We start from the raw sequence: 26,976 nt of genomic DNA, 5'->3' as shown, positions 1-26,976 counted from the left end.
CTGAAAATCAAGGCCGCCTTCCCCGGGAAAGCGCGATGAACCAAAAAAAACGGTGCGCGGGCAGCAATCCCGGGCACCGTAATACTGCCTTGCAGCTGTGGTAACGGACCACCGGCCCTGGTCGCCGGCAGTCCGTAGCGGGTGTCAGAGACGACCCAACTCTTGCGCGGTGCGATCCACCGCGATTTTCGTCTTGCTCACCAGCTCGTCGATCTCGCCGCGCGTGGCCACCAGGGCCGGCGCCATGATCATGCGACCGAGGGTGGAACGGATGATCAGCCCTTCCTCGAAGCCGATGGTGCGGCAACGCCAGGCGATGTCGTTCTCGTTCTCGAAGCGCTTGCGGGTGGCCTTGTCTTCGGCGAACTGCAGGGCGGCAACCAGGCCGGTGCCCTGGATATCACCCACCAACGGATGGTTGCCGAACACTTCGCGCAGGCATTGCTGCAGGTACGGGCCGGTATCGGTCTTCACCTGGGTGACCACGCCCTCATCACGCAGCGCCTTGAGGTTGGCGATGGCCACCGCCGCCGCCACCGGGTGCCCGGAGTAGGTCAGGCCGTGAGCGAATACACCGCCCTGCTCCACCAGGGCCTCGGCCATGCGCTTGCTGAGGATCAGGCCACCCATGGGGATGTAGCCGGAGGTCAGGCCCTTGGCGATGGACAGGGTGTCCGGCTCGAAGCCGAAGTGCTGGTGGGCGAACCACTCGCCGGTGCGACCAAAGCCGCCGATCACTTCATCGGCGCACAGCAGCACGTCGTACTTGCGGCAGATGCGCTGGATTTCCGGCCAGTAGGCTTCCGGCGGGAAGATCATGCCGCCCGCGCCCTGGAAGGGCTCGGCGACGAACGCGGCAACCTTGTCCGCGCCCAGTTCGAGGATTTTCTCCTCCAGCTGGCGGGCGGCACGCAGGCCGAACTCCTGCGGAGTCAGGTCGCCGCCATTGGCGAAATAGTAAGGCTCGTCGATGTGCGCGATGTCCGGCAGCATGCCGCCCATCTCGTGCATGAACTTCATCCCGCCGAGCGCCGTGGCGCCCAGGGTGGAGCCGTGGTAGCCGTTCCAGCGGCCGATCATGATCTTCTTCTCGGGCTTGCCGAGGATCTGCCAGTAACGGCGGACGGTGCGGATCAGCACCTCGTTCGCCTCGGAGCCGGAGTTGGTGTAGATGGCGTGGCTGTAGTGGCCCGGCAGCAGGCTGAAGAGCAGCTCGGACAGTTCCACCACCGCCGGGTGGGTGGTGTGGAAGAACATGTTGTAGTACGGCAGCTGCTCCAGCTGGCGGGTAGCGGCGGCGGTGAGGTCCTTGCGGCCGTAGCCGAGGTTGGTGCACCAGAGGCCGGACATGCCGTCGAGGTAGCGCTTGCCGTCGTTGTCCCAGAGGTGGAGGCGCTCGCCGCCAACGATCACCCGCGGCCCTTCGGCGTTCAGCGCCTTCTGGTCGAGGAAGGCATGGATGTGGTGGGCCGCATCTGCTGCCTGGTAGTCACGGGTTTCGCGTTGGGCCTGGAATTGAGCGTTCATTGTTAGGGGTCTCCTCGTCCCGGTATTCAGTGGTACCGATGCTGGCCGAAGCCGATGGGCAGGGAAATTACTAAATTTGTCTTCGCGCTATATGAAAAAGCTGTCCTGCCCGCCAGACGCGCTGGCGCCCCGACCTCCGGCCGGGCGCCGGGCGTGCGGGCAGGTTTCCGGGCGACGAATTGCGCGCCGCCCGGCACCGTCAGATCAATGCGGTTCGTCCATCTCGTGGTGCAGCAGGCCAAGGATCTCGCGCTTCATCTCGATGAACTGGCGGTCCATCACCATGTCCATGTCCCGCGGACGCGGCATCGGCACGTCCATCTCGCGCTTGATCCGCCCCGGCCGCGCACCCATCACATAGACGCGGTCGCCCAGCAGGATGGCCTCGTCTATGTCGTGGGTGACGAACACCACGGTCTTCTTGCTGTGCTCCCAGACCCGCAGCAGCAACTGCTGCATCTGCATGCGGGTCTGGCTGTCGAGCGCGCCGAAGGGTTCGTCCATCAGCAGGATCTGCGGGTCGTTGGCCAGGGCACGGGCGATGGCCACCCGCTGCATCATGCCGCCGGAGAGCTGCTTGGGATAACGGTCGGCGAACTGCGTCAGCCCCACCTCGTTGAGGTAGAAGTCGACGATTTCCTCGCGCTCGGCGCTGACCATGCCCTTGCGCTTGAGACCGAACTCGATGTTCTGCCGCACGCTGAGCCAGGGGAACAGGGTGTAGCTCTGGAACACCATGCCGCGGTCGGGCCCCGGTGCTTCCACCCGCTTGCCACCAACGTAGATTTCGCCCGAGGTGGGCTCGGCAAGCCCAGCGGTGAGATAGAGCAGGCTCGACTTGCCGCAACCGGAGGGACCGACCAGCACGGCGAACTGCTGGTCCGGCACATTGAGGGAAACATTCTCCAGGGCGGTGAAGGTCTGTCCGTCCGGGGTCCGGTAACGCAGGCAGACCTGCTCCACCCGCAGTCGGTCCTGCTGGCTGTTGGTCGCCGCGAGGCTGACTGGCGATTCTCTGTGCATTGCAGTTACTGCGCCCATGAGGCCACCTTCAGTCGGAGCAGACGGAACAGTTGGTCGGTCACCAGCCCGAGCAGGCCGATGATGGCGATGGCGAGGAAGATCACGTCCACCTGGAAGCCACGCATGGCCTTCAGGCTGATGTAGCCCAGGCCGCTGCTCGCGGCGACCAGTTCGGCCACCACCAGGTAGGTCCAGGCCCAGCCCATGGTCACCCGCAGGGTATCCAGCACGCCGGGCAAGGACGCCGGGCCGAGCACGTGGAAGATCACGTCACGGCGGTTCGAACCGAGGGTGTAGGAAGCGTTGATCAGGTCCTTGGATACGCCCTTGGACACGTCCGCGATCATCACCAGCTGCTGGAAGAACACACCGAAGATGATCACGGTCACCCGCTGCTCCAGGCCGATGCCGATCCACAGGATGAACAGCGGCACGAAGGAGGTCACCGGCAGGTAGCGGATGAAGTTGACCAGGGGTTCGAGGAAGGCCTGGACGATGCGGAAGCTGCCCATCAGCAGCCCCAGCGGCACCGCCACCAGGGACGACAGGATGAAGCCGATCAGCACCACCTCGACGCTGGCCAGCACATGCTTGCCGAGGGTGCCATCGGCGGCCAGTCGCCCGGCCGCCTCCAGCACCGCGCCCGGCGTGGGCAGGAACATCGCCGGCACCAGGCCGCCGTAGGACAGCCCGGCCCAGAGGCCGAGCACCAGGAGCCAGCCGAGGGTGCTGGCGCTGAGGATGAGCCGCGCCGGCAGTTCGACCTTGGGGGTCAGGCAGCGGGTCAACCAGTTCTGCTTGGAAGTCATGACGGTCTCCGCTTACGGGGTGACGAACCGGGTATCGACCAGGTCGTCGTAGGACACGTCGAAGCGCTTGCCTTGCAGGCCGCTCCAGGTTTCGTTGGCGAGGCGGATCACGCCCTTGATCTGCCCCGGTTTGCCCGGCGTGCCCAGCAGCGCCTCGCTCATGGCCTGGTCGTAGAAGCGCACGCCCTTGGCCGCATTGGCCAGTTCCGTCGGGTCGGAGAGATAGCCACCGACGCCCTTGGCCATGATTTCGTGGGCCTTGTCGGGGTTGTCGCGGGTGAACTGCACGGCCTTGTACAGGCCCTTGACCAGCGCTTTCACATCTTCCGGCTGCTTCTCGATCACGTCGCAGGACAGCGCCACGACGTCGACAATCACGCCGGGGGTTTCAGCGCTGTCGATCAGCACCTTGCCCTGCCCTTTCTGGCGCACCATCGACAGGTGCGGTTCCCAGGTCACGGCGGCCGGCACGCGGCCAGCAATGAAGGCGGTGGCCGCGTCATCGGCGGTCATGTTCTGGATATCCAGGTCGGCCATGGTCATGCCGTTGTGCTTGAGCAGATAGGACAGCCAGAACTGCGACACCGAACCTTCGTTGACCGCCACCGACTGGCCCTTGAGGTCTTTCAGGCTGGCGACCTTGTCGCTCACCAGCACACCGTCGCCGCCGTAGCTCTCGTCGAGCGCGGCCACGGCCTTGAAGCAGAACTCGCCGGAGCGGTACTTGAGCACTTCGTCGATGGTCGAGGCCGATCCGGAGAGCTGGCCGGACGCCTGGGCGGCCATGTACATCGAAGCCTCTTCCATGGTGGTCAGCTCGACGTCCAGGCCCTGCTCCTTGAAGAAGCCGAGGTCTCGGGCCAGGTACAGGGTGCCGTAGCCGACCCAGGTGGTATGGCCGATGGACAGGGTGCCGGCCTGCGCGCCGCCGGCGATACCGGCCGCCAGTGCAGTGCAGACGAGGGGCTTGGAAATGCGCTTGAGCAAGGGTTTGAACATGGAACAGTCTCCCGCAGCCTGATGGCTTTGCTTGTTGTTGGATTGCAGGGCAGTTGCTGGCCAGAAGGCCAAGGTCGTTCCACTGCGCCGGCCTCTTCCGGGTCGGCGGCAGTCAGTACCCGGCGGTGCCGGGCGGGATCGGGGCCAAGCCGGCCCCGGGTGAATCGGTCAGTGGATCACTGGCTCCGCGTCAGGGGTTCGGGGCGGAACAGGTCCTTGCGCATCACGACCTTGATCCAGACCACCGCGATCAGCGACACCAGCCCCAGCACCACGCCGGCGATGCCGAAGATCTTCCCGGTCATGTCCGGGCTCGGCGAGGCATACCAGATGGCGTAGAACATCCCGGCGATGCCGAAGAGCTGCGGCAGCGGATAGAACGGCGTCTTGAACGGGCGCGCGATGGCCGGGTAGCGGCGACGCAGGGCGATCACATCCAGGTGGACGATGATGTAGGCCAGCAGCCAGGCCAGCGCGGCGGCCAGCAGCAACAGGCTGATGGACGCGGAATCCTGCCCCAGTACCAGGATCGGCAGGCCGGTGATGGCCGCGACGAACAGCACCGATACCCAGGGCGTACGAGCGCGCGGGCTGAGGCGTTTGAAGACAGGGAAGGCCTGGCCGTTCTGTGCCATGCCGTAGAGCATGCGCGGGATGGCCGCGAGCGAGGAGTTCAGGGTGCTGAAGGTGGCAGTCACCGAAGCGACCACCAGGAACAGCTCGCCGGCCTTGCCGAACACGGTAGTAGCGAACAGGTAGTGCGGCAGCGCGTCGGTGGTCAGGGCCTCCTGCGGCACCATGAACAGCGCGCCCAGGCAATAGAGGCCGATGGTGAGGAAGATCACCGTGAGGCCGATGATCATCGAGCGCGGGATGTTGCGCTCCGGCCGCTTGGTTTCTTCCACCAGCGGGCAGACGAACTCGGCACCGACGAAGCCCCATACGGCCAGCGCGGTGAGGGTCAGCACACCGGCCCCCATGGGGTTCCAGTCACCCTGCAGCACTGTGCTGGCAGTTTGCGTCGGGGCGCCTTCGACGATGGCGGCGACGCCGATCAGCAGCAGCACGAACACCATCACCACGGCCAGCGCGGTCTGCAGCTTGGCGAAGATGTCGATGCCCATCAGGTTGAGCACGGTGAACAGCCCGAGCACGCCGAAGGCGACGCTGAAGGGCGGGAACACGCCCGGGTAGACCTTGCCGACGATCAGGTCGAGCAGCAGCAGCTCGGCCGACAACGCGAACATGGCCACCACCACGTAACCGGAGAATGTGGCCAGGATGGCTGGGAAGTGGCCCAACGCGACCTCGGTGTAGCTGGAAAGGCCGCCAGCGCGGGGGATCATCAGCGACAGTTCGGAGAAGGAAAACGCGTAGCTCAGGGCCAGCAGGTAGGCCAGTCCCAGCGGCACGATGAAGCCCAGGCCGGAGAAACCGGCGCCCTGCAGCATCAGCACCATCACGCCCTGCGACACCACCAGGCCGATGGCGACGGACAGCAGCGCCCCCAGGCCCAGCACACGGCGGAAACCGCCAGCTTCCGCCTGCCCATGGGCAGGAACGGACACACTTGCACTCATGACACTCTCCAATCTTGTATTTGTTATCTGCCCGCCTGGCCGTGGATGCCGGCGGGCTTGGTAGTACGGGATACGGCTGCGCCGTTTCCGTCAGTCACGCCGCTCTCGGCCACCGTGCGCGGCGGCCAAGGGGCGCGAATTTCAGCGTGCCGCCCAGGCGTTGAAGCGTTCTTCCAGCTCCTCGCCGTGGTTGACCCAGAACTCGGCGCTGACCAGTTGCGCCTCGGCCAGGTTGGCCGGTGCGGTGGGCAGCTGCGCCTGGGTGGCGGCGGGCAAGGCGGCCAGGGCGTCCTTGTGGACCGGGCCGTAGGGGATCTGGCTGGAGAACGCCTGCTGCGTCTGCGCCTGGCTGGCGAAGGCGATGAAGCGTTCGGCGAGCGCCTTGTTCGGACTGCCGCGGACGATGGCCCAGTGGTCCGGGTCGTAGAGGTTGCCGTTCCAGACGATGGCGAGCTTCGAACCCTCTTTTTGGGCGGCGGCGATACGGCCGTTGTAGGCGGCGGACATCACCACGTCACCAGCCACCAGCCATTGCGGCGGCTGCGCGCCGGCCTCCCACCACTGGATGTGCGGCTTGATCTCATCCAGCTTGCGGAAGGCACGGGCCACGCCATCCGGGGTTTCCAGCACTTTGTAGAGGTCTTCGCGTTTCACCCCGTCAGCCAGCAGCGCCGCTTCCAGGGTGTACTTGGCGCCTTTGCGCAGGCCACGCTTGCCGGGGAAGCGCTGGGTGTCCCAGAAGTCAGCCCAGGAACTGGGCGCACTGGCCAGCTTGTCGGAGTTGTAGGCCAGCACCATGGACCAGACGTAGCTGGCCACACCGCATTCGCTGACGGTGCCGGGCATGTAGCTCGCCGATTCGCCGAGCACGGCCGGGTCCATGCGTTCGAACAGGCCCTCTTCGCAACCGCGCAGCAGTTCAGGGCTTTCCACTTCCACCACGTCCCAGGTGACCTGACCGATGTCCACCATCGCCTTAACCTTGGACAACTCGCCGTTGTACTCGCCGGCCACCACCTTGCCGGCGCCGCTCTGTTCGAAAGGTTTGAAATACGCCGCATCCTGAGCGGCCTTGGTGGCGCCGCCGAAGGAAATCACGGTGAGGCTGGAGGACTGGGCCAGGGCCGGCACGCTGGCAGTGGCCAGCAGAGCGAAACCGAGGGTGGCACGGATGCACGGGAAGGACTTGAGCATGGAAACTCCCTCACTACTTGTAAGTTGTGATCAGTTGCTGAGGCAGTCATGAACCCGCGCGTGGCACCACGCGACAGGGATGTGTTTCTTGTTATGGGCGGCCGCGTGCTGAAGGGGCATGCGGCCGGGTCGTCGTTGCGACCTCACGATTTGCTGCGCGTCGGAGTAACTACGTTGGAACTGACTTCGGAATGCTCATTTACAACGCGTAAACTCCGCTTCCTCAGTCATTTCCGCCTTGTTCCTCTCTAGCTCGCGAAATCGTGAATAGGTTCTTAGCGAAGCTGGAACCAGGTAGTTTTCAGTTGGCTGTACTTGTCGAAGGAATGCAGCGAGAGGTCGCGGCCGAAGCCGGACTGCTTGCCGCCGCCGAAGGGCACGGTGACGTCCAGAGCGTCCACCGTGTTCACCGACACCGTTCCCGCCTTGAGCGCGCGGGCGACCCTGTGGGCACGATGCAGGTCATCGCTCCAGACCGAAGCGGCCAGGCCGTAGACACTGTCGTTGGCCAGGCGCAATGCCTCTTCTTCGGTATCGAAGGTACTGACGGCCAGCACCGGTCCGAACACCTCTTCCCGCGCCAGCTGCATGTCGCTGTGCACATCGGCGAAGACGGTGGGTTCGACGAAGTTGCTGGAGCCGTTGAAGGTCAGGCGACGGCCACCGGCGAGCAGTTGTGCGCCCTCGCCCTGTGCGCCTTCGATGAAGGCCATGATGCGCGCGGTCTGCCCGGAATCGACGATGGCACCGGCGCGGCTGGCGGGGTCCAGCGGATCGCCGGGCATCCAGTCGCGGGCCTTGGCCAGCAGGCGTTCGATGAACTCGTCGCGAATGGAACGTTGCACGTAGAGGCGCGAGTTGGCCGAGCAGACTTCACCCTGGTTGAAGAAGATGCCGAAGGCGGCCTTCTCGGCGGCCAGGTCCAGGTCGCGGCAATCCTCGAAGATCAGGTTCGGGCTCTTGCCACCGCATTCCAGCCAGACCTGCTTGAGGTTGGACTGGGCCGAATACTGCATGAAGTACTTGCCCACCTGGGTGGAACCGGTGAACACCAGGCAATCCACATCCGGGTGCAGGCCAAGGGCCTTGCCGGCGCTCTCGCCCAGGCCCGGAACCACGTTCAGGACGCCTTCCGGCAGCCCGGCTTCCAGCGCCAGCTCGGCCAGGCGCAGGGCGGAGAATGGCGACTGCTCGGCGGGCTTCAGCACAACGCTGTTGCCGGCGGCCAGGGCCGGCGCCAGCTTCCAGGCGGCCATGTCGAGGGGGAAGTTCCAGGGCACCACGGCGGCGACCACGCCCAGCGCTTCGCGGGTGATGGTGGCCAGGGCGTTCGGCGCGGTGGGCGCGACCTGGTCGTAGAGCTTGTCCAGGGCCTCGCCGTACCAGGCGAACACGTGGGCGGCGCCCGGTACATCGATGTTGTAGGCGTCCATCACCGGCTTGCCCATGTTCAGGGAATCCAGCAGGGCCAGTTCTTCGCGGTGGGCCATCATCAACTCGGCGAGGCGCAGCAGCACCTTCTTGCGCTCCACCGGCGCCATGCATGCCCAGGGGCCTTCATTGAAGGCGCGGCGCGCCGTGGCGACCGCCAGGTCCACCTCGGCCTCGCCGCAGGCGGCGACACGGGCCAGCAACTGGTTGGTGGCCGGGTTGATCGAATCGAAGGTTGCGCCGGAAGCGGCGGCCACCTGGCGGCCACCGATCAGCGCCTTGTCGTTGAATGCTTGCCGGGCAGCTTTCTGCTGCCAATAGCCGAGATCGAACACGCTGCACTCCCAGATCGACCGTCTGTGCGGTCAGTTTGTTATTCGGGTCGAGGCAGATGGTGCGCCAGCTTCCGGCAGAGGAAAATTATTAAAAATATGCTCGAGTCATATGAAAAAACTCGGCAGCCCAAGCGGCCTCGCAGGTGCCGACTGGGGTAAGGTTCACCCCATAACGACAAGCACAGAGAGCCACCACGCGCGTGCGCAGGCGGCCAACAAACAGAGGTGCCCGTGGCTACCTATACCTTGCGACAACTCAAGTACTTCGTGACGACCGTGGAAGCCGGCAGCGTGGCCGAAGCCTCGCGCAAGCTGTACATCGCCCAGCCGTCCATCTCCACCGCCATCAAGGGCCTGGAAGAAAGCTTCGGCGTGCAGCTGTTCATCCGTCACCACGCCCAGGGTGTATCCCTGACGCCCAGCGGCACGCGTTTCTACGAAAAGGCCCAGGAGCTGTTGCGCGTGGCCCGCGAGTTCGAACAGAACGCCCTGGCCGACAACGATATCGTCGCTGGTCAGATCGACATCGGCTGCTTCGAGACCGTCGCCCCGCTCTACCTGCCCCAGCTCATCGCCGGTTTTCGTGAGCAGTATCCGGGGGTGGACATTCGCATTCGCGATGGTGAGCAGCAGGAGCTGGTGCAGGGCCTGACCGCCGGCACCTTCGACCTCGCCTTCCTCTACGAGCACGACCTGGACAGCACCATCGCCACCGAACCGCTGATGCCGCCGCAGAAGCCCTACGCCCTGCTGCCGGAGAACCACCGCTTCGCCAAGCAGGCCCAGGTTTCCCTGCGCGACCTCTGCCTGGAGCCGATGATCCTGCTGGATGTGCAGCCGAGCCGGACCTACTTCGTCAGCCTGTTCCACGAGCTGGGCCTGACGCCCAATATCGTCTTCAGCTCGCCGTCGATCGAGATGGTGCGCGGCATGGTCGGCCAGGGCTTCGGCTTCTCCCTGCTGGTGACCCGCCCCCATTCGGAATGCACCTACGACGGCAAGAAGGTGGTGACCGTCGACATCACCGAACCCGTCGCCACCTCCGGCCTGGTCGCCGCCCGCCTCAAACGCAGCCAGTTGACCAAACCGGCGCAGCTGTTCGTGGACTTCTGCCGCGAGCGCCTCGCGCAGAAAACCCACGACGCCCCGTAGGTTGGTCAGAGCGCAGCGAAGCCCAACGGTCCGAGTCCCCCGCCCCTCCGCTTGATGGGTTTCGTACCTCAACCCATCCTACGAGAGCACCCAGCCTCGGCGACGCAGGATGCCCCGTAGGTTGGTCAGAGCGCAGCGAAGCCCAACGATCCGAGTCCCCCCGTCACTCCGCCTGATGGGTTTCGTACCTCAACCCATCCTACGAGAGCACCCAGCCTCGGCGACGCAGGATGCCTTGTAGGTTGGTCAGAGCGCAGCGAAGCCCAACGGTCCGAGTCCCCCGCCACCCCGCCTGATGGGTTTCGTACCTCAACCCATCCTACGAGAGCACCCAGTCTCGACGACGCAGGATGCCCCGTAGGTTGGTCAGAGCGCAGCGAAGCCCAACGGTCCGAGTCTCCCCGTCACTCCGCCTGATGGGTTTCGTGCCTCAACCCATCCTACGAGAGCACCCAGCCTCGACGACGCAGGATGCCCCGTAGGTTGGGCAGAGCACAGCGAAGCCCAACGGTCCGAGTCCCCCGCCATTCCGCCTGATGGGTTTCGTACCTCAACCCATCCTACGAAACGCGTATCGCCTTGTAGGTTGGTGTAGAGCGAAGCGAAACCCAACGATCCACGCCCTGACACCCCTTCCGATGGGTTTCGTGCCTCTGCGGAACGCCGCCCGCCCCATCCTACAAGGCTGTAGCATGGCGACGGTTCCCCGGCGAGGCAGCGAGCGTGATCAGAGAACTCAGGACATTCGTGGCGGTGGCCAGGCTTGGTAGCTTTTCTGCCGCTGCGAGGCAGGTGAGCCTGACCCAGGCGGCAGTCAGCGCACAGATGAAGAGCCTGGAAGATGCCCTCGGCATGCAGCTGTTCGACCGCACTGCCAAGTCGGTCAGCCTCAACGCCAATGGGCAGCGGGTGCTACCGCTGGCAGAGGAAATGCTGGAGCTGTATGCCCGCATGTGCCTGCCGGAAACCCTGGAGGGGTACCGGGGGGCGTTGAACATCGGCGCCATCGGCACGGTGCAGACCGGCGTCCTGCCGGAAACCCTCAAGCGCCTCAAGGAGGCCGCGCCGCTGCTGGAAGCGCGGCTGATTCCCGGCGTATCACGCGATCTGCTCGGCCAGGTGGAGGCCGGCGACCTGGACCTGGCGCTGATCATCAAGCCGCCCTTCCCGCTCGCCAAGGACATGCACATAGAGACGGTGCTGGAAGAGCCCTTCGTGCTGATCCATCCACCGGGCACTCACTTCGACGGTATCGCCGAGATGCTCGAACGCCACCCCTTCATCCGCTACGACAGCAAGTCGTTCGGCGGGCGACTGGTGGGCAGCTTCCTCAAGGACCACAAGCTGCCGGTGAACCAGGTGATGGAGCTGGATGACCTGGATGCCATCGTGCGCATGGTGGAAACCGGGCTGGGAGTGGCCATCATTCCCTTTGCCGGAATCTGGTCGCGCGGCAGCTCCACGGCGCGGGTGCACTCGCTTGGCGACAGGGCCTTCACGCGGGAGATCGTGCTGGTGTGCCGCTACGCCAACAAGGCGCTGCCGCAGGTCGAACTGTTCCGCAAGGTCATTCAGCCGTCAGCCCGCAGCTACGTGGATGGAATGGCGAACAACCTCAGGGACAAGCTGCAAGCATAAGAATCCTTTTAGCTGAGCGAAGGCGTTATTCGCTTTCGCCCCAACGGATTCGAATTGAAGATTGAAGCCTCCAAAGACCAGCAGCCGGAGCCTTCGATGAGCCTTTCCCCCTTCCACCTGGCCATTCCCGTGTACGACCTTGCCGCCGCCCGCGCTTTCTACGGTGAGGTGTTCGGCCTGGAGGAAGGCCGCTCCAGCAGCCACTGGGTGGACTTCAACTTCTTCGGGCACCAGTTGGTGATCCACGAACACCCAAAGACCGACTCGCAGAATCACGCCCACACCAACGCGGTGGATGGTCACGATGTGCCCGTGCCGCACTTCGGCGTGGTGCTGGAATGGTCGCAGTGGGAAGCGCTGGCCAAGCGCCTGGAGTCCTTGGGTACCCGCTTCGTGATCGAGCCCTATATCCGCTTCAAGGGCCAGGTGGGCGAACAGGCCACCATGTTCCTCTTCGACCCGTGCGGCAACGCGCTGGAGTTCAAGGCGTTCAAGGATATCGGCCAGCTGTTTGCCAAGTAGGGCCCATTCGGACTGTTGCGTTTTCTGTAGGAGATTCCATATCAATCAGCCGTGCAGCGGTCCCGTAGGTTGGTCCGAGCCCGCGAGGCCCAACGCGGCCAGTCACAGGCGCCGCTGCGTTGGGTTCCGCTGCGCTCTACACCAACCTACGAGTCCGAATTGCCCACAATAACGAGCCGGTCAGACGTCCTTCACCACCGCCGCCTCGCCAATGGCATAGAAGTGGCCGCCGGCGATGTAGTGCAGGCTGCGCCAGCGATCTTCGGCCTGTTCGAACTGCCAATGTCCATCGCGGAAGACGCGGGTATCCGCCCAGGCACCGACCACTTCTCCAATGAACAGGTCGTAGGTCTGCTGGATGTGGGGTTCGGGAATCAGTTTGCAGATCAGCCAGGCGGAGCTGCCGGCCACCAGCGGTACATCGAAACCGTCCATGCGGAACAGCTCCACGTCGCACTGCGCGAGTTTGTCCTGCACTTCATTGAGGCTGCGCGTACCCACCTTGTAAGTCAGTTCCAGCTGGCCGAGGTTGGGTACCTGGAGGGCGAAGAAGCCGCTCTCCTCCACCAGTGCGCGAGTACGGGTCGCCTTGTCCAGCACCAGTGTCACCTTGGGCGGCGAGAAGTCCAGTGCGCAGGACCAGGCGGCGGCCATGACATTGTCGACGCCGTCGTGGCTGGCGGAAACCAGCACGGTCGGGCCGTGGTTCAGCACGCGGTAGGCGTGGTCCAGCGCCACCGGGGCGATGTGCTCATTCATGGGAAAACCTCGTTCGGGATGGCGCTGGCCGCATGCCGCAACCAGCTCAGGCAATGCGCGGATTATGCAGGTTGCACGCTGCACTCACCACGCACCGCCGACCCGCGAGGCTGGACCCAGCCTGCCCCTCAGGTTCCCGACTTGACCTTGGTCCAGAGGCGCGTGGTGAGGCGGGTGACCTTGAAAGGCAATTCTTCGACGGTGAACAGCTTGTCCATGATCGAACGCTGCGGATAGATGGCGGGATTATCGCGCAGTGCCGGCACCACCAGCGCATTGGCGGGCAGGTTGGGGTTGGCGTAGTTGATGGCATTGCTGATGTTGGCGATCACCTCGGGACGCAGCAGGTAGTTCATGTACGCATAGGCCTCCCGCGAGTCGGGTGCGTTGCGCGGCATCACCACCATGTCGAACCAGAGCGTCGAGCCTTCGTCGGGAATCGAGTAGGCGATGGTCACGCCATTGTTGGCCTCCTGGGCGCGTGCGCCGGCTTGCAGAATGTCGCCGTTGAATCCGATCACTGCGCAGATATCGCCGTTGGCGAGATCGGTGACGTACTTCGAGGGGTGGAAGTACTGGATGTAGGGCCGGATGGCCATCAACGCCTGCTCGGCCTTGCGGTAGTCCGCGGCGTCATGGCTGTGATGGGGCAGCCCCAGGTAGTTGAGGGTGATCGGCAGGATCTGCGTGGGGTTGTCGATCATGGCGACACCGCACTGGCTCAGCTTCTTGATGTTCTCTTCCTTGAGCAGCATTGCCCAGGAGCGGGTGATCTCGGTGCTGCCGAAGATTTCCTCGATCTTCTTGACGTTGTAGCCGATGCCCACGGTGCCCCACATGTAGGGGAAGCCGTAGCGGTTGCCGGGGTCGTTGACCTCCAGCACCTTCATCAGCACCGGATCGAGGTTCTTCCAATTAGGCAGTTGGCTGCGGTCGAGCTCCTGGATGGCGCCGGCCTTGATCAGCTTGGAGATGAAGTGGTTGGACGGGCTGACGACATCGTAGCCGGTGCTCCCGGTCATCAGCTTGGACTCGAGCACCTCGTTGCTGTCATGGATGTCGTAGACCACCTGGACGCCGGTTTCCCCGGTGAAGTTCTTCAGGGTGTCGTCGGCGATGTACTGGCTCCAGTTGGAGACCCGCACTTCGCCGGCGGCCTGTACCAGTGCGGAGCAGCCTGCCAACAGCAGTGGCAGGCAGAGTCGGGCGATGTTCATGGTGTGTTCACCTTGTTGTTGTCACGGGGAAAGTTCGGAAATCAGGCTTCCGTGCCCGCTCTGCAGGCTTCGAATCCCATCCGCAGCGATGCGCCGATATCGAAGAAGGGGCTGGGAGGAATCCAGCCGGGCTGGGCTCGCCGCATCACCATGCGCAAGAGGAGTGAGTCGCCGCCGGACGCCATTTCGGCGAGCAGCCGGCCCCACAGGGTGCCGCGCGTCACCCCGGAACCGTTGCAGCCGGCCGCCGCATAGAGCCCTTTCTCGACCTGCGCGAAATAGGGCTGGCCACTGCGCGAGGCGCTCAGGTGCCCGGTCCAGCTGTACTGGATGTCCGACTCGCGCAGCCAGGGGAAGCGCCGCTGGAGACCTTCGAGGTGCCGCTGACGGCGCGTCATGAGCTGCCGGTCACTGAGGTCGTGACGGCGATATTCGGCGGTGTTGCGCATCAGGATGCGGCGGTCCGCCGTCAAGCGCACGGTGGCGCCCAGGGGGCGGGTAGACAGCACACCCCAGGGCTCCACAGGGCCCAGCGCCTCATACTCCGCGTCTGTCAGCGGTCGAGTCAGGCTGGCGCTGAGTTCCATGGCGAAGGTGCCGCTGTCGCGGATACCGATACGCGAGGTGAAGGCGTTCAGGCACGCCAACACCCGTGGCGCTTCCACCGAGCCCTCGGGGCCTACGGCGCGCAGATTGCCGTTGGCCAGGCGCTCCAGTCCCGTGATAGCCGCCTCTTCATAGAGCGTGACGTTGGCGGGCAGTGCATCCAGCAGGCCCTTCACGTACTTGGCCGGCTGCATCAGGGCATTGCCGTTTCCACACCAGATTCCGGCCTGGTAGTGGCGGGTGCCGAGCTTGCGTGCCAGGTCCTCGCCTTCCAGGCGTTGCACCGATGCGCCAACGGCTTTCAGGGTTTCCAGGCGTTCATCGATGCGCTCCAGCTTGCGCGGGTCGCTCACCGCGAAGTAATAGCCCGAGTCGCTGAACTCGCACTCGATCCCGTGACGGGCGATGCGCTGGCGCACTTCGCCGTTGGCCTCGCGGGCGATCAGGCTGTCGTCGAGGTAACCGGCAAAGCCCTTCTCTCCGATCAGCTCGGACAATCCCGGCTGCTCATGGGCAACCACGAACCCGGAGTTGCGCGCTGATGCGCCCTGGGCGGACCGCTGGCGGTCGACGATCACGATCCGCGCATCGGGGTGGAGTTCGGCCAGGGAATGCGCAGCACACAGGCCGGTAATGCCGGCACCGATCACCAGCCAGTCGGCCTTCTCCAGCCCCTTCAACGGCCCACGTGGCGGAGACATTCCCGCCAGACTCAGCCAGCCACATTCGTTGTTCATGACGCACCTCTTCCACGACCAGACGCCCAGACACTGCGGATTACCGCTGCGCAGCAATAAATGACCAAACCGCATCATTCGACTTGCGCCGCACCACGCTATGGCCAGAATTTACTGAGCATGCCGTGGTATAACCAACGCTATTAATTCATCGATCAATTCTCAAAACGCATGGATAAATTCCGTCATCCGCCGTCCTTCCAGGCGCTGCAGTCCTTCACGATGGTGGCGGGGTCATCCAGCTTCACCCAGGCGGCGGACGTGCTCTGCCTGACCCAGAGCGCGGTAAGCCGACAGATTCAACAGCTGGAAAGCCATTTCGGCGTGGCGCTGTTCGAGCGCAATAGCCGCAATGTCCGGCTCACCGCCGAAGGCGAGCAGGTGCTGCAATTCGCCCAGGCCACCCTTGCGCAATTGCGCGCCCTGGAAGATCGCCTGTCGCCCCGCGACCGTCCGTTCCGCATCCGGCTGCATGTGTCCCTGGCGGTGCGTTGGCTGCTGCCACGACTGAGTGATTTCTATCGGCTCCACCCGGGGGTTTCGATCGCCATCGAAACCGTCGCTACCGAAGAGGTGGAGGCGACCAGCGACTGCGATGCCTATATCGCCTATCACGATCAGCCCTCGACGGACCCCGCCTGCCTCACGCTGTTCGACGAGCGACTGATACCCGTCTGCGCACCCGGCCTGCTGGAGAGTGAACTACCGCTTCGCGCTACGAGCGACCTGGGGGCTTTCGCGCTCCTGCACCGCTCCGAACGCAAGGAAGCCTGGGAGTACTGGCTGAAACAGCATGGCGGAAGGCGACTGGAGGACTACCGGCACATTTCCTTCAACCTCGACGAACTGGCCATCGATGCCGCGGCCCGTGGCCTGGGCATTGCCATGACCGACCTGACCCTGGCCAGGGAACCCCTCGAACGCGGGGCACTGGTGATTCCCTTCGGCGAACCGCTGAGGACCGGCGGAGCCTACGTGCTGCGCCTGCAGCCTTCGGCCTCGACGCACAAGGCGTGCGCCGCCGTGCTGGACTGGTTCCGCCAGCAGGCCGAGGCCTGAGGCGGGTGCCTCACGGGGTCGCGGTCTGCCAATGCGCCTTCAGGTACTCGATGAACACCTTCACCTTGCGCGTGTTGCGCCTGTGGGTCAGGTAGAGCACATAAACCTGCGGACCAAAGCCGCTGGGCTCGCGCCAGTACTCGGGCATCACCTCCACCAGTTCGCCCCGGGCGAGATAGGGTTCAGCGCTCCATTGCGGAATGAACTGCAGGCCCTGGCCGTCCAGCAGGCAGGCCAGCAGGAAGTCGTAGTTGTCGCTCGACACCCTCGGTGTCGGCTGGTTGAGGCGGATGCGCTGCTCCCCCCTGGTCACCCACCAGAAATGCCGATTGAGCAGCGGGTGGCGAAGGATCAGCCAGTCGTGCTGGAAGTAGTTGTCCAGGTTCACGTCCCCTCCCCTGCGGGACAGGTAGGCGGGGCTGGCACAAAGGGTGATGCGGTTTTCCACCAGCGGCTGGGCGATCACGCCGGGCAGGTCGGTGGGGCCGTCGCGCAGGGCCAGGTCGTAGCCGCCGTCCACCAGATCGACATACTCGTCGGACAGGTCCACGTCCAGGTGGACGTGGGGATGCTCGCGAAGGAATCGGCAGCAGACGGCGTTGAGGAAGGCCGGAGCGAATGACGGCGGCGCGGTGATGCGCAGGCTGCCGCGAAGCTCATGCTGCAACTGCTCGACACCTTCGCCGGCCAGTTGCAGTTGCATCAGCGCCTGGCGGGCACCTTCCAGGTAGATGTGCCCGGCTTCGGTCAGGGACATCCGACGAGTGGTGCGCTCGAACAGCTTGGCGCCCAGCCCTTCTTCCAGCTGCGCGATGGCCTTGGTCAGCGAGGATGGCGTGGTGCCCAGGTGCTCCGCCGCACGGCTGAAATTGCCATGCTCGGCAGCGGCCACGAACATCCCCAGCGCGGTCAATCGATCCATTTTATTTCCACTTCAGAAAAGAAGTTATGCCGAGCCTGGCGTTATTCCGGGCTGGCCGACTGGTTAGTCTTTGCCCACAGACCAACAAGAATCAAGGCCACCCCTCAATGAAGCCGATTGCACCCTTGGCGATGTCCATCGCCCTCGCCTTTTCTTCCATGGAAACTATGGCAGCCGCCGATCTCATCCTGCACAACGGCAAGGTCTACACCGCCGAGCCTGGCCAGGCGTTGCAGCAGGCCGTTGCCATCGAGAACGGCAAGATCGTGGCCGTGGGCTCCGATGCCGAGGTGCTGCCGCTCAGGCAGGCGGATACACAAGTGCTGGACCTCGGCGGCAAGGTGCTGATGCCGGGCTTCATCGACTCCCACGCCCACGTGATCAAGGGCGGGCTGCAATTGCGTCAGGCCAACCTCAATGGCGAGGAAATTCCCCTGGCTGAACTGGAGCAGCGCCTGCGCCAGTGGCGGGACGACGGTAAGGCGAAGCGCGGCGAATTCCTGGTGGTTGGCGGCGTGCCCACCAGCTACTGGGACCAGCTCGACGCCTTCGCGCAGCGCTTCGACAACGGCGAGTGGGCGAACACGCCGATCCTCTTCGCCGGTTGGGACTACCACACCGGCTGGGCCAACCAGGCCATGCTCAAGCGCGCCGGCATCGATGCCGCCAAGGTGAAAGGCCTCAAGGGTGAAGAGCTCGCCACCATTGGCCACGGCGCAGACGGCCAGCCCAACGGGTTTCTCGTCGACGCAGGCCTCTACGCCGCCCAGGAGCTGATCCCGCTGCCTTCCCGGGACGACTTGCTGGGCGGCGCCCGCGACGCGCTGCACTACTACAACAGCCTGGGGATTACCGCCTGGATGGACCCGCTGGCCAACGAGATTCCCGGCGGCCCCATCGACAACAGCTCGGTGGGCGTGCTGCCCATCTACAAGGCCATGGCCGAATCCGGCGAGCTCACCGCCCATGTCGCCGCCCTGCTGATGGCCGACTCCAAAGCCACCGCCAAGGACCTGGATGAACTGGACAAGGTGCGCCAGCAGTTCGCCGGGGTCCCGAACCTCAGCCTGCCGGGCATCAAGGTGTTCGCCGACGGCGTGGCGGAGCACCCGGCACAGAGCGCAGCGATGCTGGAGCCCTACAAGAACTCCAGCAAGAGCGGAGAACTGCTGATCGACCCGGCGCACTTCGGTGAACTGGTGGACGCGGCAGACGCGCGGGGCTGGCTGGTACACGTGCACGCCATCGGCGACCGCGCGGTGCGCGAGTCCCTCAATGGCATCGCGCAGGCGCGCAAGGCACGGAGCAGCGGTATTTCCCACTCCATCACCCATCTGCAGATGGTCAACCCGAAGGAATTCGCCCGCTTCAAGCCGCTGGATGTGATCGCCTCCATGCAACTCTACTGGGCAACCGCCGACGAGCTCAGCGTCGACCTGGTGCAGCCCTACGTCAGCGCGATGGCCTTCCAGTACCAGTATCCGGCGCGCTCGCTGCTGAAGAACGGCGCCACCATCGCCGGCGCCAGCGACTGGCCGATCACCACCCCCGAGCCCTGGAAAGCCATCTACCAGGCCGTCAGCCGCCAGGGACCGAAGGGTGTGCTCAACGCCGCCGAGGAAATCGACCGCGAGACGATGTTCCAGGCCTACACGCTGAACGCTGCGCGAGCCATTCGCCTCGACGACCGCATCGGCTCGCTCGCGCCCGGCAAGCAGGCCGACCTGATCCTGCTGGACCGCGATGTGTTCCAGGTCGAACCCGAAGCCCTGCGCGACACCCAGGTGCTGAAGACCTGGTTCGCCGGCCGCGACGTTTACACCCGCAACCGCTGATTTCCGCTTCTCCAGTCCCGGGGCTTCGACCAGAGGTTCCGGGCTGCATCACGCCCGCAATTCAACGCTGAACAGGTAATACGCAGTGAAAGTCCATACCTTCGTCACCGACACCCAGAACCCGCAGATCCGTGGCCGGCAGATCGGTGAACGGTGGGCGGAGCAGATCCGGCACACGGTATCGCTCTACCTCGATTTCTTCTCCCAGGTGGATGTCGACCCGGCACGGGTACGCAGCCTCGGTGAAGCCAGCCTCGCCGCCCTGGAAGCCTGGAGCCCGAACCTGGCCCAGGAAATTGTCGCCACCGCCGAAGGTGCCGGGCTGCCGCTCTGGCAACTGGCAGCGTTGAACGCCCGCACGGAAATCCTCGCGGTGATGCCGACGCCGCCCGAAGGCGAGTGTTCCACCGCCGTATACGCCCCGCGCGGCGCCAAGGCCCCGCGCACCATCCAGACCTGGGACTGGCACGACTCGCTGGTCCCTGATGGCTTGATGCTGCAACTGACCAGCAACGCCGGTCTCTCGGTCAAGCTGTTCACCGAGTTCGGCATGCTCGGCAAGATCGGCGTCAACAGCGCCGGCCTGGGTATGCACTTCAACATCCTCCACCACGGCAGCGACAACGACAGCGCCGGCGTACCGGTGCACGCCATCGCCCGTCGCGTACTGGAAGAGGCCCGCAGCGTCGACGAGGCGATTGCCCTCGCCCGTTCCGCACGGGTCAGCGCTTCCACCGTGCTGACGGTGTTCTCCCGCACGGACACCGCACTCCGCGCCGCCAGCATCGAAATGTCCCGCGAAGCGACCGCCGTGGTGCTCCCCAACGAGGATGGCTGGGTCACCCACACCAACCACTTCCTCGCGCCCGAACTGGTCCCCGGCGAGCGGACCCTCGACGTCTCCACCACTTACGCCCGCCTGGACCACGTGAATGCCCAACGGCCCCAGATGACCGGCGCGACCCTGGCTTCCCGCGCCAGTGCCATGTGCGGAGAACCCGGCGAGCAGGCGCCGATCTGCTTCCACCCGGACCTCAGCCTGCCGCCGAAAGAACGCTGGGAAACCCTGCTTACCATCGGCATCGACACCGAACAGTGCGAACTGGAGTACGCCGCCGGCAACCCGGTAGCGCTCGCCCGTTCCGGCAGCGTGCGCTTCTGACCCTGATCGGCGGCCGGCGCCACCGGCCGCCGCCAGCTCCCTCCAACAACGACAAGACGAGCAAAGGCACATGGCCAAACAACCCTCCCCGGCAACGGGATCGCAATCGGCGCTTCGGACCTTCTTCGTATCCGGCATGGGCACCGCCCTGGAGTTCTACGACTTCGTCATCTACGGCGTCGCCGCCGCCCTGGTCTTCCCCCAGGTCTTCTTCCCTGATCTCGACCGCCTCACCGCTACCCTCGTGGCATTTGGCGCTTTCGGTGCCGGCTTCTTCGCCCGGCCGTTGGGCGGCATGGTCTTCGGCCACCTGGGTGACAAGGCCGGGCGGCAGAAGGCCCTGGTGATCACCCTGCTGCTGATGGGCTTCTCCACCCTGGCCATCGGCTGCCTGCCCAGCCACGACAGCATCGGCGTCGCCGCGCCCATCCTGTTGGTGCTGTTGCGCCTGGTGCAGGGCTTTGCTGCGGGCGGGGAATGGGGTGGCGCGGCGCTGTTCGGCATCGAATCCGCGCCGCCGGGCAAACGTGGCCTGTGGGGCAGCTTCACCAGCATGGGCATCGGTATTGGCGGCATCCTCGGCTCGGCGGTGTTCGCCATCGTCAGCGCCGTCTACGACGACAACCTCGCCGACTTTGCCTGGCGCATCCCCTTCTGGCTCGGCGGCGTGCTGGTACTGATCGGCCTCTATGCGCGCCTGTCGAATCCTGCCAGCAAGCCCCTGCAACGCAGCGAGAACACCCGCCTGCCCCTGGTCGCCGCCCTGCGTTCGCGTCCCCGCGAAATGCTGCTGTGCATCGGCATCGCCTTCGGTTACGTGACCATCGCCTACATCGGCAGCACCTTCTTCCTCGCCTACGCCACCGAGGTGGGCTACGGCAGCACGGAAGCCCTGCTCTTCGACGTGTCCCTGTCCATCGCCATCGTCATCAGCGCCCCGCTGTTCGCCGCCCTCTCCGACCGCATGGGCCGGCGCAAGGTGATGATCCTGGGTTCGGTGCTGATGGCCGCCGGCTTCTTCGTCTTCTTCGCCCTGGTAGGCCGTCACAGCCTGGCAGTCGCCTGCGCCGCCTATGTGGTAGTGGGCGCGCTGATGGGCGCCACCCAGGGTCCGATCCCGGCCTTCCTCGCCGAACAGTTCCCCCGCTCCATGCGCTATTCCGGCATGTCCGCTGCCTACCAGATCGGCGCGGCCTTCGGCGGCGGCACGGCGTCCAGCCTGGCGACGGCGATCCTGATCGCGACGGGCAGCCCGTTCGGTGTGGCTGCCTATGGCGCGGCTGCACTGACGCTGGTGGCGGTGTGTTCATTCCTGCTGAAGGAGACGGCGCACCTCGACATGGAGGCGATCGATGCGGAGCCGGGAATGATGCTGAATGCGAAGGTGGCTACGTCGGTCTAATCACGACAGACACGAACGGGTCCATACGGGCCCGTTTTGATTTTGAGCGTGGTAGACACCAGCCTCATGCGGCTGGCGTCTGGTGCCGTGGCAGCGCGATGGAGATCAGCGCCGCCAGCAGCACGAATCCACTGGATACCCAGAGGCAGGCCTCAAGTCCGTATTGCTGGAACACCCAGCCCGAGAGCAGCGTGCCAACCAGACGGCCCAGGGCGTTGGACATGTAGTAGAAGCCCACGTCCAGGGATACCCCGTCTTCCTTGGCATAGCTGACGATCAGGTAGCTGTGCAGCGACGAATTCACCGCGAACAGCACGCCGAACAGCATCAACCCGCCGAGCAATACCGCCTGCGCCGACCAGCCAGCAGTCAGCCCCAGGGCAATCAGCGCCGGCAATCCGGCCAGGGCCAGGGCCCAGGTGAAGGCGGCGCGGCCGTCCGGCACATGCCCGGTCTTTTTGCCGGTGATGTGCGGGGCGAAGGACTGCACGATGCCGTAACCGATGATCCAGGCGGCAAGGAAGCCGCCGACCAGCCAGAAATCCCAGCCGAATACCGTGCTCAGGTACACCGGCAGCGCCACCACGAACCAGACGTCGCGAGCGCCAAAGAGGAACAGCCGCGCCGCCGAGAGGATGTTGATCGCCCGGCTCTTGGAGAGCATGTCGCGGAACTTCGGTTTGGCCTTGGCTTTGCCCAGGTCCTTCTTCAGCAGCATGAGGCTAACCAGCCAGATCAGCGCCAGCACCGCCGCCATCACCAGCACGGCCCCAGTGAAACCGAGCAACGCGAGCAGTGCGCCACCGAGGAAGAAACCCACGCCCTTGAGCGCATTCTTCGAACCGGTGAGGACGGCCACCCAGCGGTACAGCGTGCCCTGCTGGCTGTCCGGTACCAGGAGCTTGATCGAGCTCTTGGCGCTCATCTTGTTGAGGTCCTTGGCGATACCTGACAACGCCTGGGCGCCCATCACCCAAGGCACGATCAGCCAGGCGGCCGGCACCGTCAGCATCAGCAAGGCCAGCACTTGCAGGCCGAGGCCGATGTTCATGGTGCGGTTCAGCCCCAGACGAGCGCCGAGGTAGCCGCCCACCAGGTTGGTGATGACGCCGAAGATCTCGTAGAACAGGAACAGCGCTGCGATCTGCAGCGGCGTATAGCCCAGGGTGTGGAAGTGCAGCACCACCAACATGCGCAGCGCGCCGTCAGTGAGGGTGAAGGCCCAGTAGTTGCCCGTGACCAGCAGGTACTGGCGCACTTCCGTGGGCAGGGCTGACAACGCCTGCATGATCCCTGGTTACTCCGCCGTGCCGGCCAGACGGGCCAGCTCCGCCGCACGATTGGCATAGCCCCACTCGTTGTCGTACCAGGCGTAGAGCTTCACCTGGGTGCCGTTGACCACCAGGGTCGACAACGCATCGATGATCGAGGAGCGCGGGTCGGTGCGGTAGTCGATGGACACCAGCGGTCGCTCTTCATAGCCGAGGATGTCCTTCAACGGACCATCGGCGGCCGCCTTGAGCAGTGCATTGACCTCTTCCACCGTCGTCGCGCGCTCCACCTCGAACACGCAGTCGGTCAGTGACGCATTGGCCAGCGGTACGCGCACCGCGTGGCCATTCAGCTTGCCGCGCAGCTCGGGGAATATCTCGGCAATGGCGGTCGCCGAACCTGTAGTGGTGGGAATCAGGCTCATGCCCGAGGCGCGGGCGCGACGAAGGTCTTTATGGGGTGTATCGAGGATGCTCTGCGTGTTGGTCAGGTCGTGGATGGTGGTGATCGAACCATGGCGAATGCCCAGGTTCTCGTGGATCACCTTGACCACCGGGGCCAGGCAGTTGGTGGTGCAGGACGCGGCGGTAACGATGCGGTGCTGCGCCGGATCGAACAGGTGCTGGTTGACGCCCATGACGACGTTCAGCGCCCCCTTTTCCTTGACCGGCGCGCAGACGACCACGCGCTTTACGCCCTGATCCAGATAAGCCTGGAGCACGGCGACCGTCTTCATCTTGCCGCTGGCCTCGATCACCAGGTCGCAGCCGCTCCAGTCGGTGTCGGCGATGGCCTTGTTGGCGGTCACTCGGATGCGCTTGCCGCCGATCACCACGCAATCGCCATCACTGCCCGCTTCGTGCTGCCAGCGCCCGTGCACCGAATCGAAGTTCAGCAGGTGGGCGTGGGTGGCGGCATCGCCCGCCGGGTCGTTGATGTGGACGAACTCCAGCTCGGGCCAGTCCCAGGCAGCGCGCAGCGCCAGGCGACCGATACGACCGAAACCGTTGATACCGACTTTGATGCTCATGCTCGAGTTCTCGTATGACTGTCTGGATGAAATGGAACGGGGCTTTGGCCTGCACTCAGCAGCAGGCGGCAGCGCGCTCGGGACGGTCGCCCATGGCATCCAGGCGCTTCGAATCGGGACTCAGCCAATGCTGGTTCGCTTCCAGGGCAGTCGTCAGCACCGTATGTACCCAGTCGGGGAGATTGGGATGCAGGCGGTAGTACACCCACTGCCCCTGGCGGCGATCCGCCAACAAGCCACAGGTGCGCAGCTGCGCCAGGTGGCGGGAAATCTTCGGCTGGCTCTCATCCAGGGCGCAGGTGAGTTCGCAGACGCACAACTCTTCCTCGCGGGTGATAAGCAGCATCAGACGAACGCGGGTTTCGTCGGCCAGGCATTTGAAAACGGTGGTCGGGGTCAGATGGTCGGTCATAGCGCTCACCAGATTGCGTGCCCGAAGGATCGCATATATGGCATTTCGAATATATGAATTTTCAAATATGAGCCGAACCCGACTCGAGGTGCCTTTCGTAGGATGGGTTGAGGCACGAAACCCATGCGGTTCGGATTTCGCAGGTTTGACTCCTCCCGCGAGGCAGTGGGGGCCACTACGTTGCCCTTGGCGAATGAATTCGCCCCTACAGGGTTGGGCCATTGAGTCCCGATTTCTCTCACCCTGCCCTCGCCCAGAGGGAGAGGAGTTTGGCCCTGTGCGGCTCCGCGAAAAAACTGGGAACACCGCGCGGCGCTTTGCGGTCATCTGCATTGAGCCCTGCGCCAGCACCGTTCGGGATGTCGGCTGGAAGTGCGCAGGTCCGGGTGGCGATGCGCCGGTTCTCGTGCCTGCACTCAATAGGGGCCGCGAGTGGATATCTGCGAGATGGTGATTATTCTTCTCAAGAACCCCACATGTTCTGTGAGGTTGTCTGTCTGTTTTCACGCTTTGCGTAATCCGTAATCCGATGGCATCAGCCCTACGGCCTGAGTGCGGCAGCGGTTCTGGATACTCCGGCCTACAAAAAGAACAAGACGGAGAAGACTCATGGCGACAATAGACGAAACATCCACGGGCAACACGCCCCACCGCGGGATAACCAAGGAGGAGCGCAAGGTCATCTTCGCCTCGTCCCTGGGCACCGTGTTCGAGTGGTACGACTTCTACCTCTACGGCTCGCTCGCCGCGATCATCGCAAAGCACTTCTTCGCGGGCGTCAACGAAACCACGGCCTTCATCTTCGCCCTGCTCGCCTTCGCCGCGGGCTTCGCGGTGCGGCCCTTCGGCGCCATCGTGTTCGGTCGGCTGGGCGACATGATCGGACGCAAGTACACCTTCCTCATCACCATCGTGATCATGGGTATCTCCACCGCCGTGGTGGGCATCCTGCCCGGCTATGCCACCATCGGCGTGGCGGCGCCGATCATCCTGATCACCCTGCGCCTGTTGCAAGGCCTGGCGCTGGGCGGCGAGTACGGCGGCGCGGCGACCTACGTGGCGGAACACGCGCCACAGGGCAAACGTGGCTTCTTCACGTCCTGGATCCAGACCACCGCAACCCTCGGCCTGTTCCTGTCGCTGCTGGTGATCCTCGCTTGCCGCAAGTTCCTCGGCACCGAAGCCTTCGAGGCCTGGGGCTGGAGGATTCCGTTCCTGCTGTCGATCCTGCTGCTGATCATCTCGGTGTACATCCGCATGCAGCTCAGCGAGTCGCCGGTGTTCGTGAAGATGAAGGCCGAAGGCAAGGCGTGCAAAGCGCCGCTGACGGAGTCCTTCGCCCGCTGGGACAACCTGAAGGTGGTGATCATGTCGCTGCTCGGCGGCACCGCCGGCCAGGCCGTGGTCTGGTACACGGGGCAGTTCTATGCGCTGTTCTTCCTGCTGCAGATGCTCAAGATCGACCCGCAGACGGCGAACCTGCTGATCGCCGGCTCGCTGTTGATCGGTACGCCGTTCTTCATCGTGTTCGGCAGCCTGTCGGATCGCATCGGCCGCAAGAAGATCATCATGGCGGGCTGCATCATCGCGGCGCTGACCTATTTCCCGATCTTCCACGCGCTGACCCAGTACGGTAACCCCGACGTGTTCGCTGCGCAGGAGAAGAACCCGGTCACCGTGGTCGCCGATCCCGACCAGTGCTCGTTCCAGTTCGACCCGGTGGGCAAGGCCAAATTCACCAGCTCCTGCGACATCGCCAAGAGCCTGCTGGCGAAGAAGGCCATTCCCTACCAGAACGAGAAAGCCGAACCTGGAGCGCTTGCCCAGATCCGCATTGGTGACAAGGTGCTGCCGAGCTTCGAAGGCACCGGCATGCCGGCTGCTGACTTCAAAGCCCAGAACGACGCGTTCACCGCCACCATGGGCGCTGCGCTGAAGGACGCTGGCTATCCGGAAAAGGCTGATCCGGCGAAGACCAACTACCTGATGGTGCTGCTGCTCCTGACCATCCTGGTGATCTACGTGACCATGGTGTACGGCCCGATTGCGGCCTGGCTGGTGGAACTCTTCCCGGCGCGCATCCGCTACACCTCGATGTCACTGCCCTACCACATCGGCAACGGCTGGTTCGGCGGCTTCCTGCCCACGGTGTCGTTCGCCATGGTGGCGGCCACGGGTGATATCTACTACGGGCTCTGGTATCCCATCGTCATCGCCGTGATGACCGCCATTCTCGGCACGCTGTTCCTGCCCGAGACCAAGGACCGAGACATTCGTCACACGTGAGGTGGCGCCTGGGCACGTGTCTAGTCCTGAAATAGGTTTACACCTATCAGGCTAACCTCCAGACCTC

22 protein-coding genes are annotated in these 26,976 nt (G+C 64.4%); 8 read left to right on the top strand and 14 right to left on the bottom strand.

Annotation, left to right across the window (positions count from 1 at the left end):
- Positions 1 to 144 precede the first annotated feature (144 nt).
- The 7 genes from MnOB_RS12065 to MnOB_RS12035 all read right to left on the bottom strand — a co-directional run bounded on the left by MnOB_RS12065 (position 145) and on the right by MnOB_RS12035 (position 8,898).
- Entirely contained in the window at positions 145 to 1,527 is a 1,383-nt protein-coding gene (locus MnOB_RS12065; RefSeq protein WP_077524467.1) for an aspartate aminotransferase family protein, read from the bottom strand.
- A 204-nt stretch (positions 1,528 to 1,731) separates the two neighbouring features.
- A complete protein-coding gene (locus tag MnOB_RS12060) occupies positions 1,732 to 2,568 on the bottom strand; it encodes an ABC transporter ATP-binding protein (protein WP_077524466.1) in 837 nt (278 codons plus the stop codon).
- Positions 2,556 to 3,359 carry an ABC transporter permease gene (locus MnOB_RS12055; RefSeq protein ID WP_077524465.1) on the bottom strand — a complete coding sequence of 268 codons (804 nt, stop codon included), beginning with the start codon at positions 3,357 to 3,359 and terminating at the stop codon, positions 2,556 to 2,558. Before MnOB_RS12055 ends, MnOB_RS12060 begins: the two co-directional genes overlap by 13 nt.
- Before the next feature lie 12 nt (positions 3,360 to 3,371).
- A complete protein-coding gene (locus MnOB_RS12050) occupies positions 3,372 to 4,358 on the bottom strand; it encodes an ABC transporter substrate-binding protein (RefSeq protein WP_077524464.1) in 987 nt (328 codons plus the stop codon).
- A 176-nt stretch (positions 4,359 to 4,534) separates the two neighbouring features.
- Positions 4,535 to 5,938 (bottom strand): APC family permease, encoded by a 1,404-nt coding sequence (locus tag MnOB_RS12045; protein WP_077524463.1) that lies wholly within the window; start codon positions 5,936 to 5,938, stop codon positions 4,535 to 4,537.
- A 141-nt stretch (positions 5,939 to 6,079) separates the two neighbouring features.
- Positions 6,080 to 7,132: an ABC transporter substrate-binding protein gene (locus MnOB_RS12040; protein WP_107504068.1), complete on the bottom strand. Its 1,053-nt coding sequence runs from the start codon at positions 7,130 to 7,132 to the stop codon at positions 6,080 to 6,082.
- A gap of 275 nt (positions 7,133 to 7,407) precedes the next feature.
- Entirely contained in the window at positions 7,408 to 8,898 is a 1,491-nt protein-coding gene (locus MnOB_RS12035; protein WP_077524462.1) for an aldehyde dehydrogenase, read from the bottom strand.
- 231 nt (positions 8,899 to 9,129) lie between these two features.
- On the opposite strand from MnOB_RS12035, the gene MnOB_RS12030 reads away from it, so the two are divergent.
- The 3 genes from MnOB_RS12030 to MnOB_RS12020 all read left to right on the top strand — a co-directional run bounded on the left by MnOB_RS12030 (position 9,130) and on the right by MnOB_RS12020 (position 12,210).
- The gene (locus MnOB_RS12030; protein WP_077524461.1) at positions 9,130 to 10,050 is read left to right on the top strand and encodes a LysR family transcriptional regulator; all 921 of its coding nucleotides are present in this window, start codon (positions 9,130 to 9,132) and stop codon (positions 10,048 to 10,050) included.
- A 723-nt stretch (positions 10,051 to 10,773) separates the two neighbouring features.
- Positions 10,774 to 11,688, top strand: coding sequence for a LysR family transcriptional regulator (locus MnOB_RS12025; protein WP_077524460.1), 915 nt, complete (start codon positions 10,774 to 10,776; stop codon positions 11,686 to 11,688).
- A gap of 96 nt (positions 11,689 to 11,784) precedes the next feature.
- On the top strand, positions 11,785 to 12,210 hold the full coding sequence (locus MnOB_RS12020; protein WP_077524468.1) for a VOC family protein: 426 nt from the start codon (positions 11,785 to 11,787) through the stop codon (positions 12,208 to 12,210).
- A 180-nt stretch (positions 12,211 to 12,390) separates the two neighbouring features.
- Here MnOB_RS12020 and MnOB_RS12015 read toward each other — a convergent pair whose 3' ends face one another.
- From MnOB_RS12015 to MnOB_RS12005, 3 genes are all read right to left on the bottom strand, one after another.
- Positions 12,391 to 12,969: a flavin reductase family protein gene (locus MnOB_RS12015; protein WP_077524459.1), complete on the bottom strand. Its 579-nt coding sequence runs from the start codon at positions 12,967 to 12,969 to the stop codon at positions 12,391 to 12,393.
- A gap of 128 nt (positions 12,970 to 13,097) precedes the next feature.
- Complete coding sequence (locus MnOB_RS12010) at positions 13,098 to 14,186, bottom strand: polyamine ABC transporter substrate-binding protein (RefSeq protein ID WP_077524458.1); 1,089 nt, start codon at positions 14,184 to 14,186, stop codon at positions 13,098 to 13,100.
- A 41-nt stretch (positions 14,187 to 14,227) separates the two neighbouring features.
- Positions 14,228 to 15,529, bottom strand: coding sequence for an NAD(P)/FAD-dependent oxidoreductase (locus tag MnOB_RS12005; RefSeq protein ID WP_077524457.1), 1,302 nt, complete (start codon positions 15,527 to 15,529; stop codon positions 14,228 to 14,230).
- A 171-nt stretch (positions 15,530 to 15,700) separates the two neighbouring features.
- On the opposite strand from MnOB_RS12005, the gene MnOB_RS12000 reads away from it, so the two are divergent.
- The gene (locus tag MnOB_RS12000) at positions 15,701 to 16,588 is read left to right on the top strand and encodes a LysR substrate-binding domain-containing protein (RefSeq protein WP_077524456.1); all 888 of its coding nucleotides are present in this window, start codon (positions 15,701 to 15,703) and stop codon (positions 16,586 to 16,588) included.
- 10 nt (positions 16,589 to 16,598) lie between these two features.
- Here MnOB_RS12000 and MnOB_RS11995 read toward each other — a convergent pair whose 3' ends face one another.
- Positions 16,599 to 17,510 carry a LysR family transcriptional regulator gene (locus MnOB_RS11995; protein WP_077524455.1) on the bottom strand — a complete coding sequence of 304 codons (912 nt, stop codon included), beginning with the start codon at positions 17,508 to 17,510 and terminating at the stop codon, positions 16,599 to 16,601.
- A gap of 107 nt (positions 17,511 to 17,617) precedes the next feature.
- Here MnOB_RS11995 and MnOB_RS11990 point away from each other — a divergent pair, with 107 nt between their 5' ends.
- The 3 genes from MnOB_RS11990 to MnOB_RS11980 all read left to right on the top strand — a co-directional run bounded on the left by MnOB_RS11990 (position 17,618) and on the right by MnOB_RS11980 (position 21,909).
- Positions 17,618 to 19,345 carry an amidohydrolase gene (locus MnOB_RS11990; protein WP_077524454.1) on the top strand — a complete coding sequence of 576 codons (1,728 nt, stop codon included), beginning with the start codon at positions 17,618 to 17,620 and terminating at the stop codon, positions 19,343 to 19,345.
- A gap of 85 nt (positions 19,346 to 19,430) precedes the next feature.
- A complete protein-coding gene (locus tag MnOB_RS11985) occupies positions 19,431 to 20,507 on the top strand; it encodes a C45 family autoproteolytic acyltransferase/hydrolase (protein WP_077524453.1) in 1,077 nt (358 codons plus the stop codon).
- 70 nt (positions 20,508 to 20,577) lie between these two features.
- The gene (locus tag MnOB_RS11980) at positions 20,578 to 21,909 is read left to right on the top strand and encodes an MFS transporter (protein WP_077524452.1); all 1,332 of its coding nucleotides are present in this window, start codon (positions 20,578 to 20,580) and stop codon (positions 21,907 to 21,909) included.
- Positions 21,910 to 21,973: 64 nt separating this feature from the next.
- Here MnOB_RS11980 and arsJ read toward each other — a convergent pair whose 3' ends face one another.
- From arsJ to MnOB_RS11965, 3 genes are read right to left on the bottom strand one after another with little or no spacing between them, the layout of a single operon-like run.
- Positions 21,974 to 23,197: an organoarsenical effux MFS transporter ArsJ gene (gene arsJ, locus MnOB_RS11975; RefSeq protein ID WP_077524451.1), complete on the bottom strand. Its 1,224-nt coding sequence runs from the start codon at positions 23,195 to 23,197 to the stop codon at positions 21,974 to 21,976.
- Positions 23,198 to 23,206: 9 nt separating this feature from the next.
- Entirely contained in the window at positions 23,207 to 24,211 is a 1,005-nt protein-coding gene (locus MnOB_RS11970; protein WP_077524450.1) for an ArsJ-associated glyceraldehyde-3-phosphate dehydrogenase, read from the bottom strand.
- Positions 24,212 to 24,266: 55 nt separating this feature from the next.
- Entirely contained in the window at positions 24,267 to 24,623 is a 357-nt protein-coding gene (locus MnOB_RS11965) for a metalloregulator ArsR/SmtB family transcription factor (RefSeq protein WP_077524449.1), read from the bottom strand.
- Positions 24,624 to 25,232: 609 nt separating this feature from the next.
- Between MnOB_RS11965 and MnOB_RS11960 the strand changes: the two genes are divergently transcribed.
- On the top strand, positions 25,233 to 26,909 hold the full coding sequence (locus MnOB_RS11960) for an MFS transporter (protein ID WP_077524448.1): 1,677 nt from the start codon (positions 25,233 to 25,235) through the stop codon (positions 26,907 to 26,909).
- The last annotated feature ends 67 nt before the right edge of the window (positions 26,910 to 26,976 follow it).

The sequence above is a fragment of the Metapseudomonas resinovorans genome (assembly GCF_002003485.1).
GTDB classification, from domain to species: Bacteria; Pseudomonadota; Gammaproteobacteria; order Pseudomonadales; family Pseudomonadaceae; genus Metapseudomonas; species Metapseudomonas resinovorans_D.
Note: the sequence above shows the minus strand (reverse complement) of the source record. Positions and strands in the feature narration are given on the sequence as shown.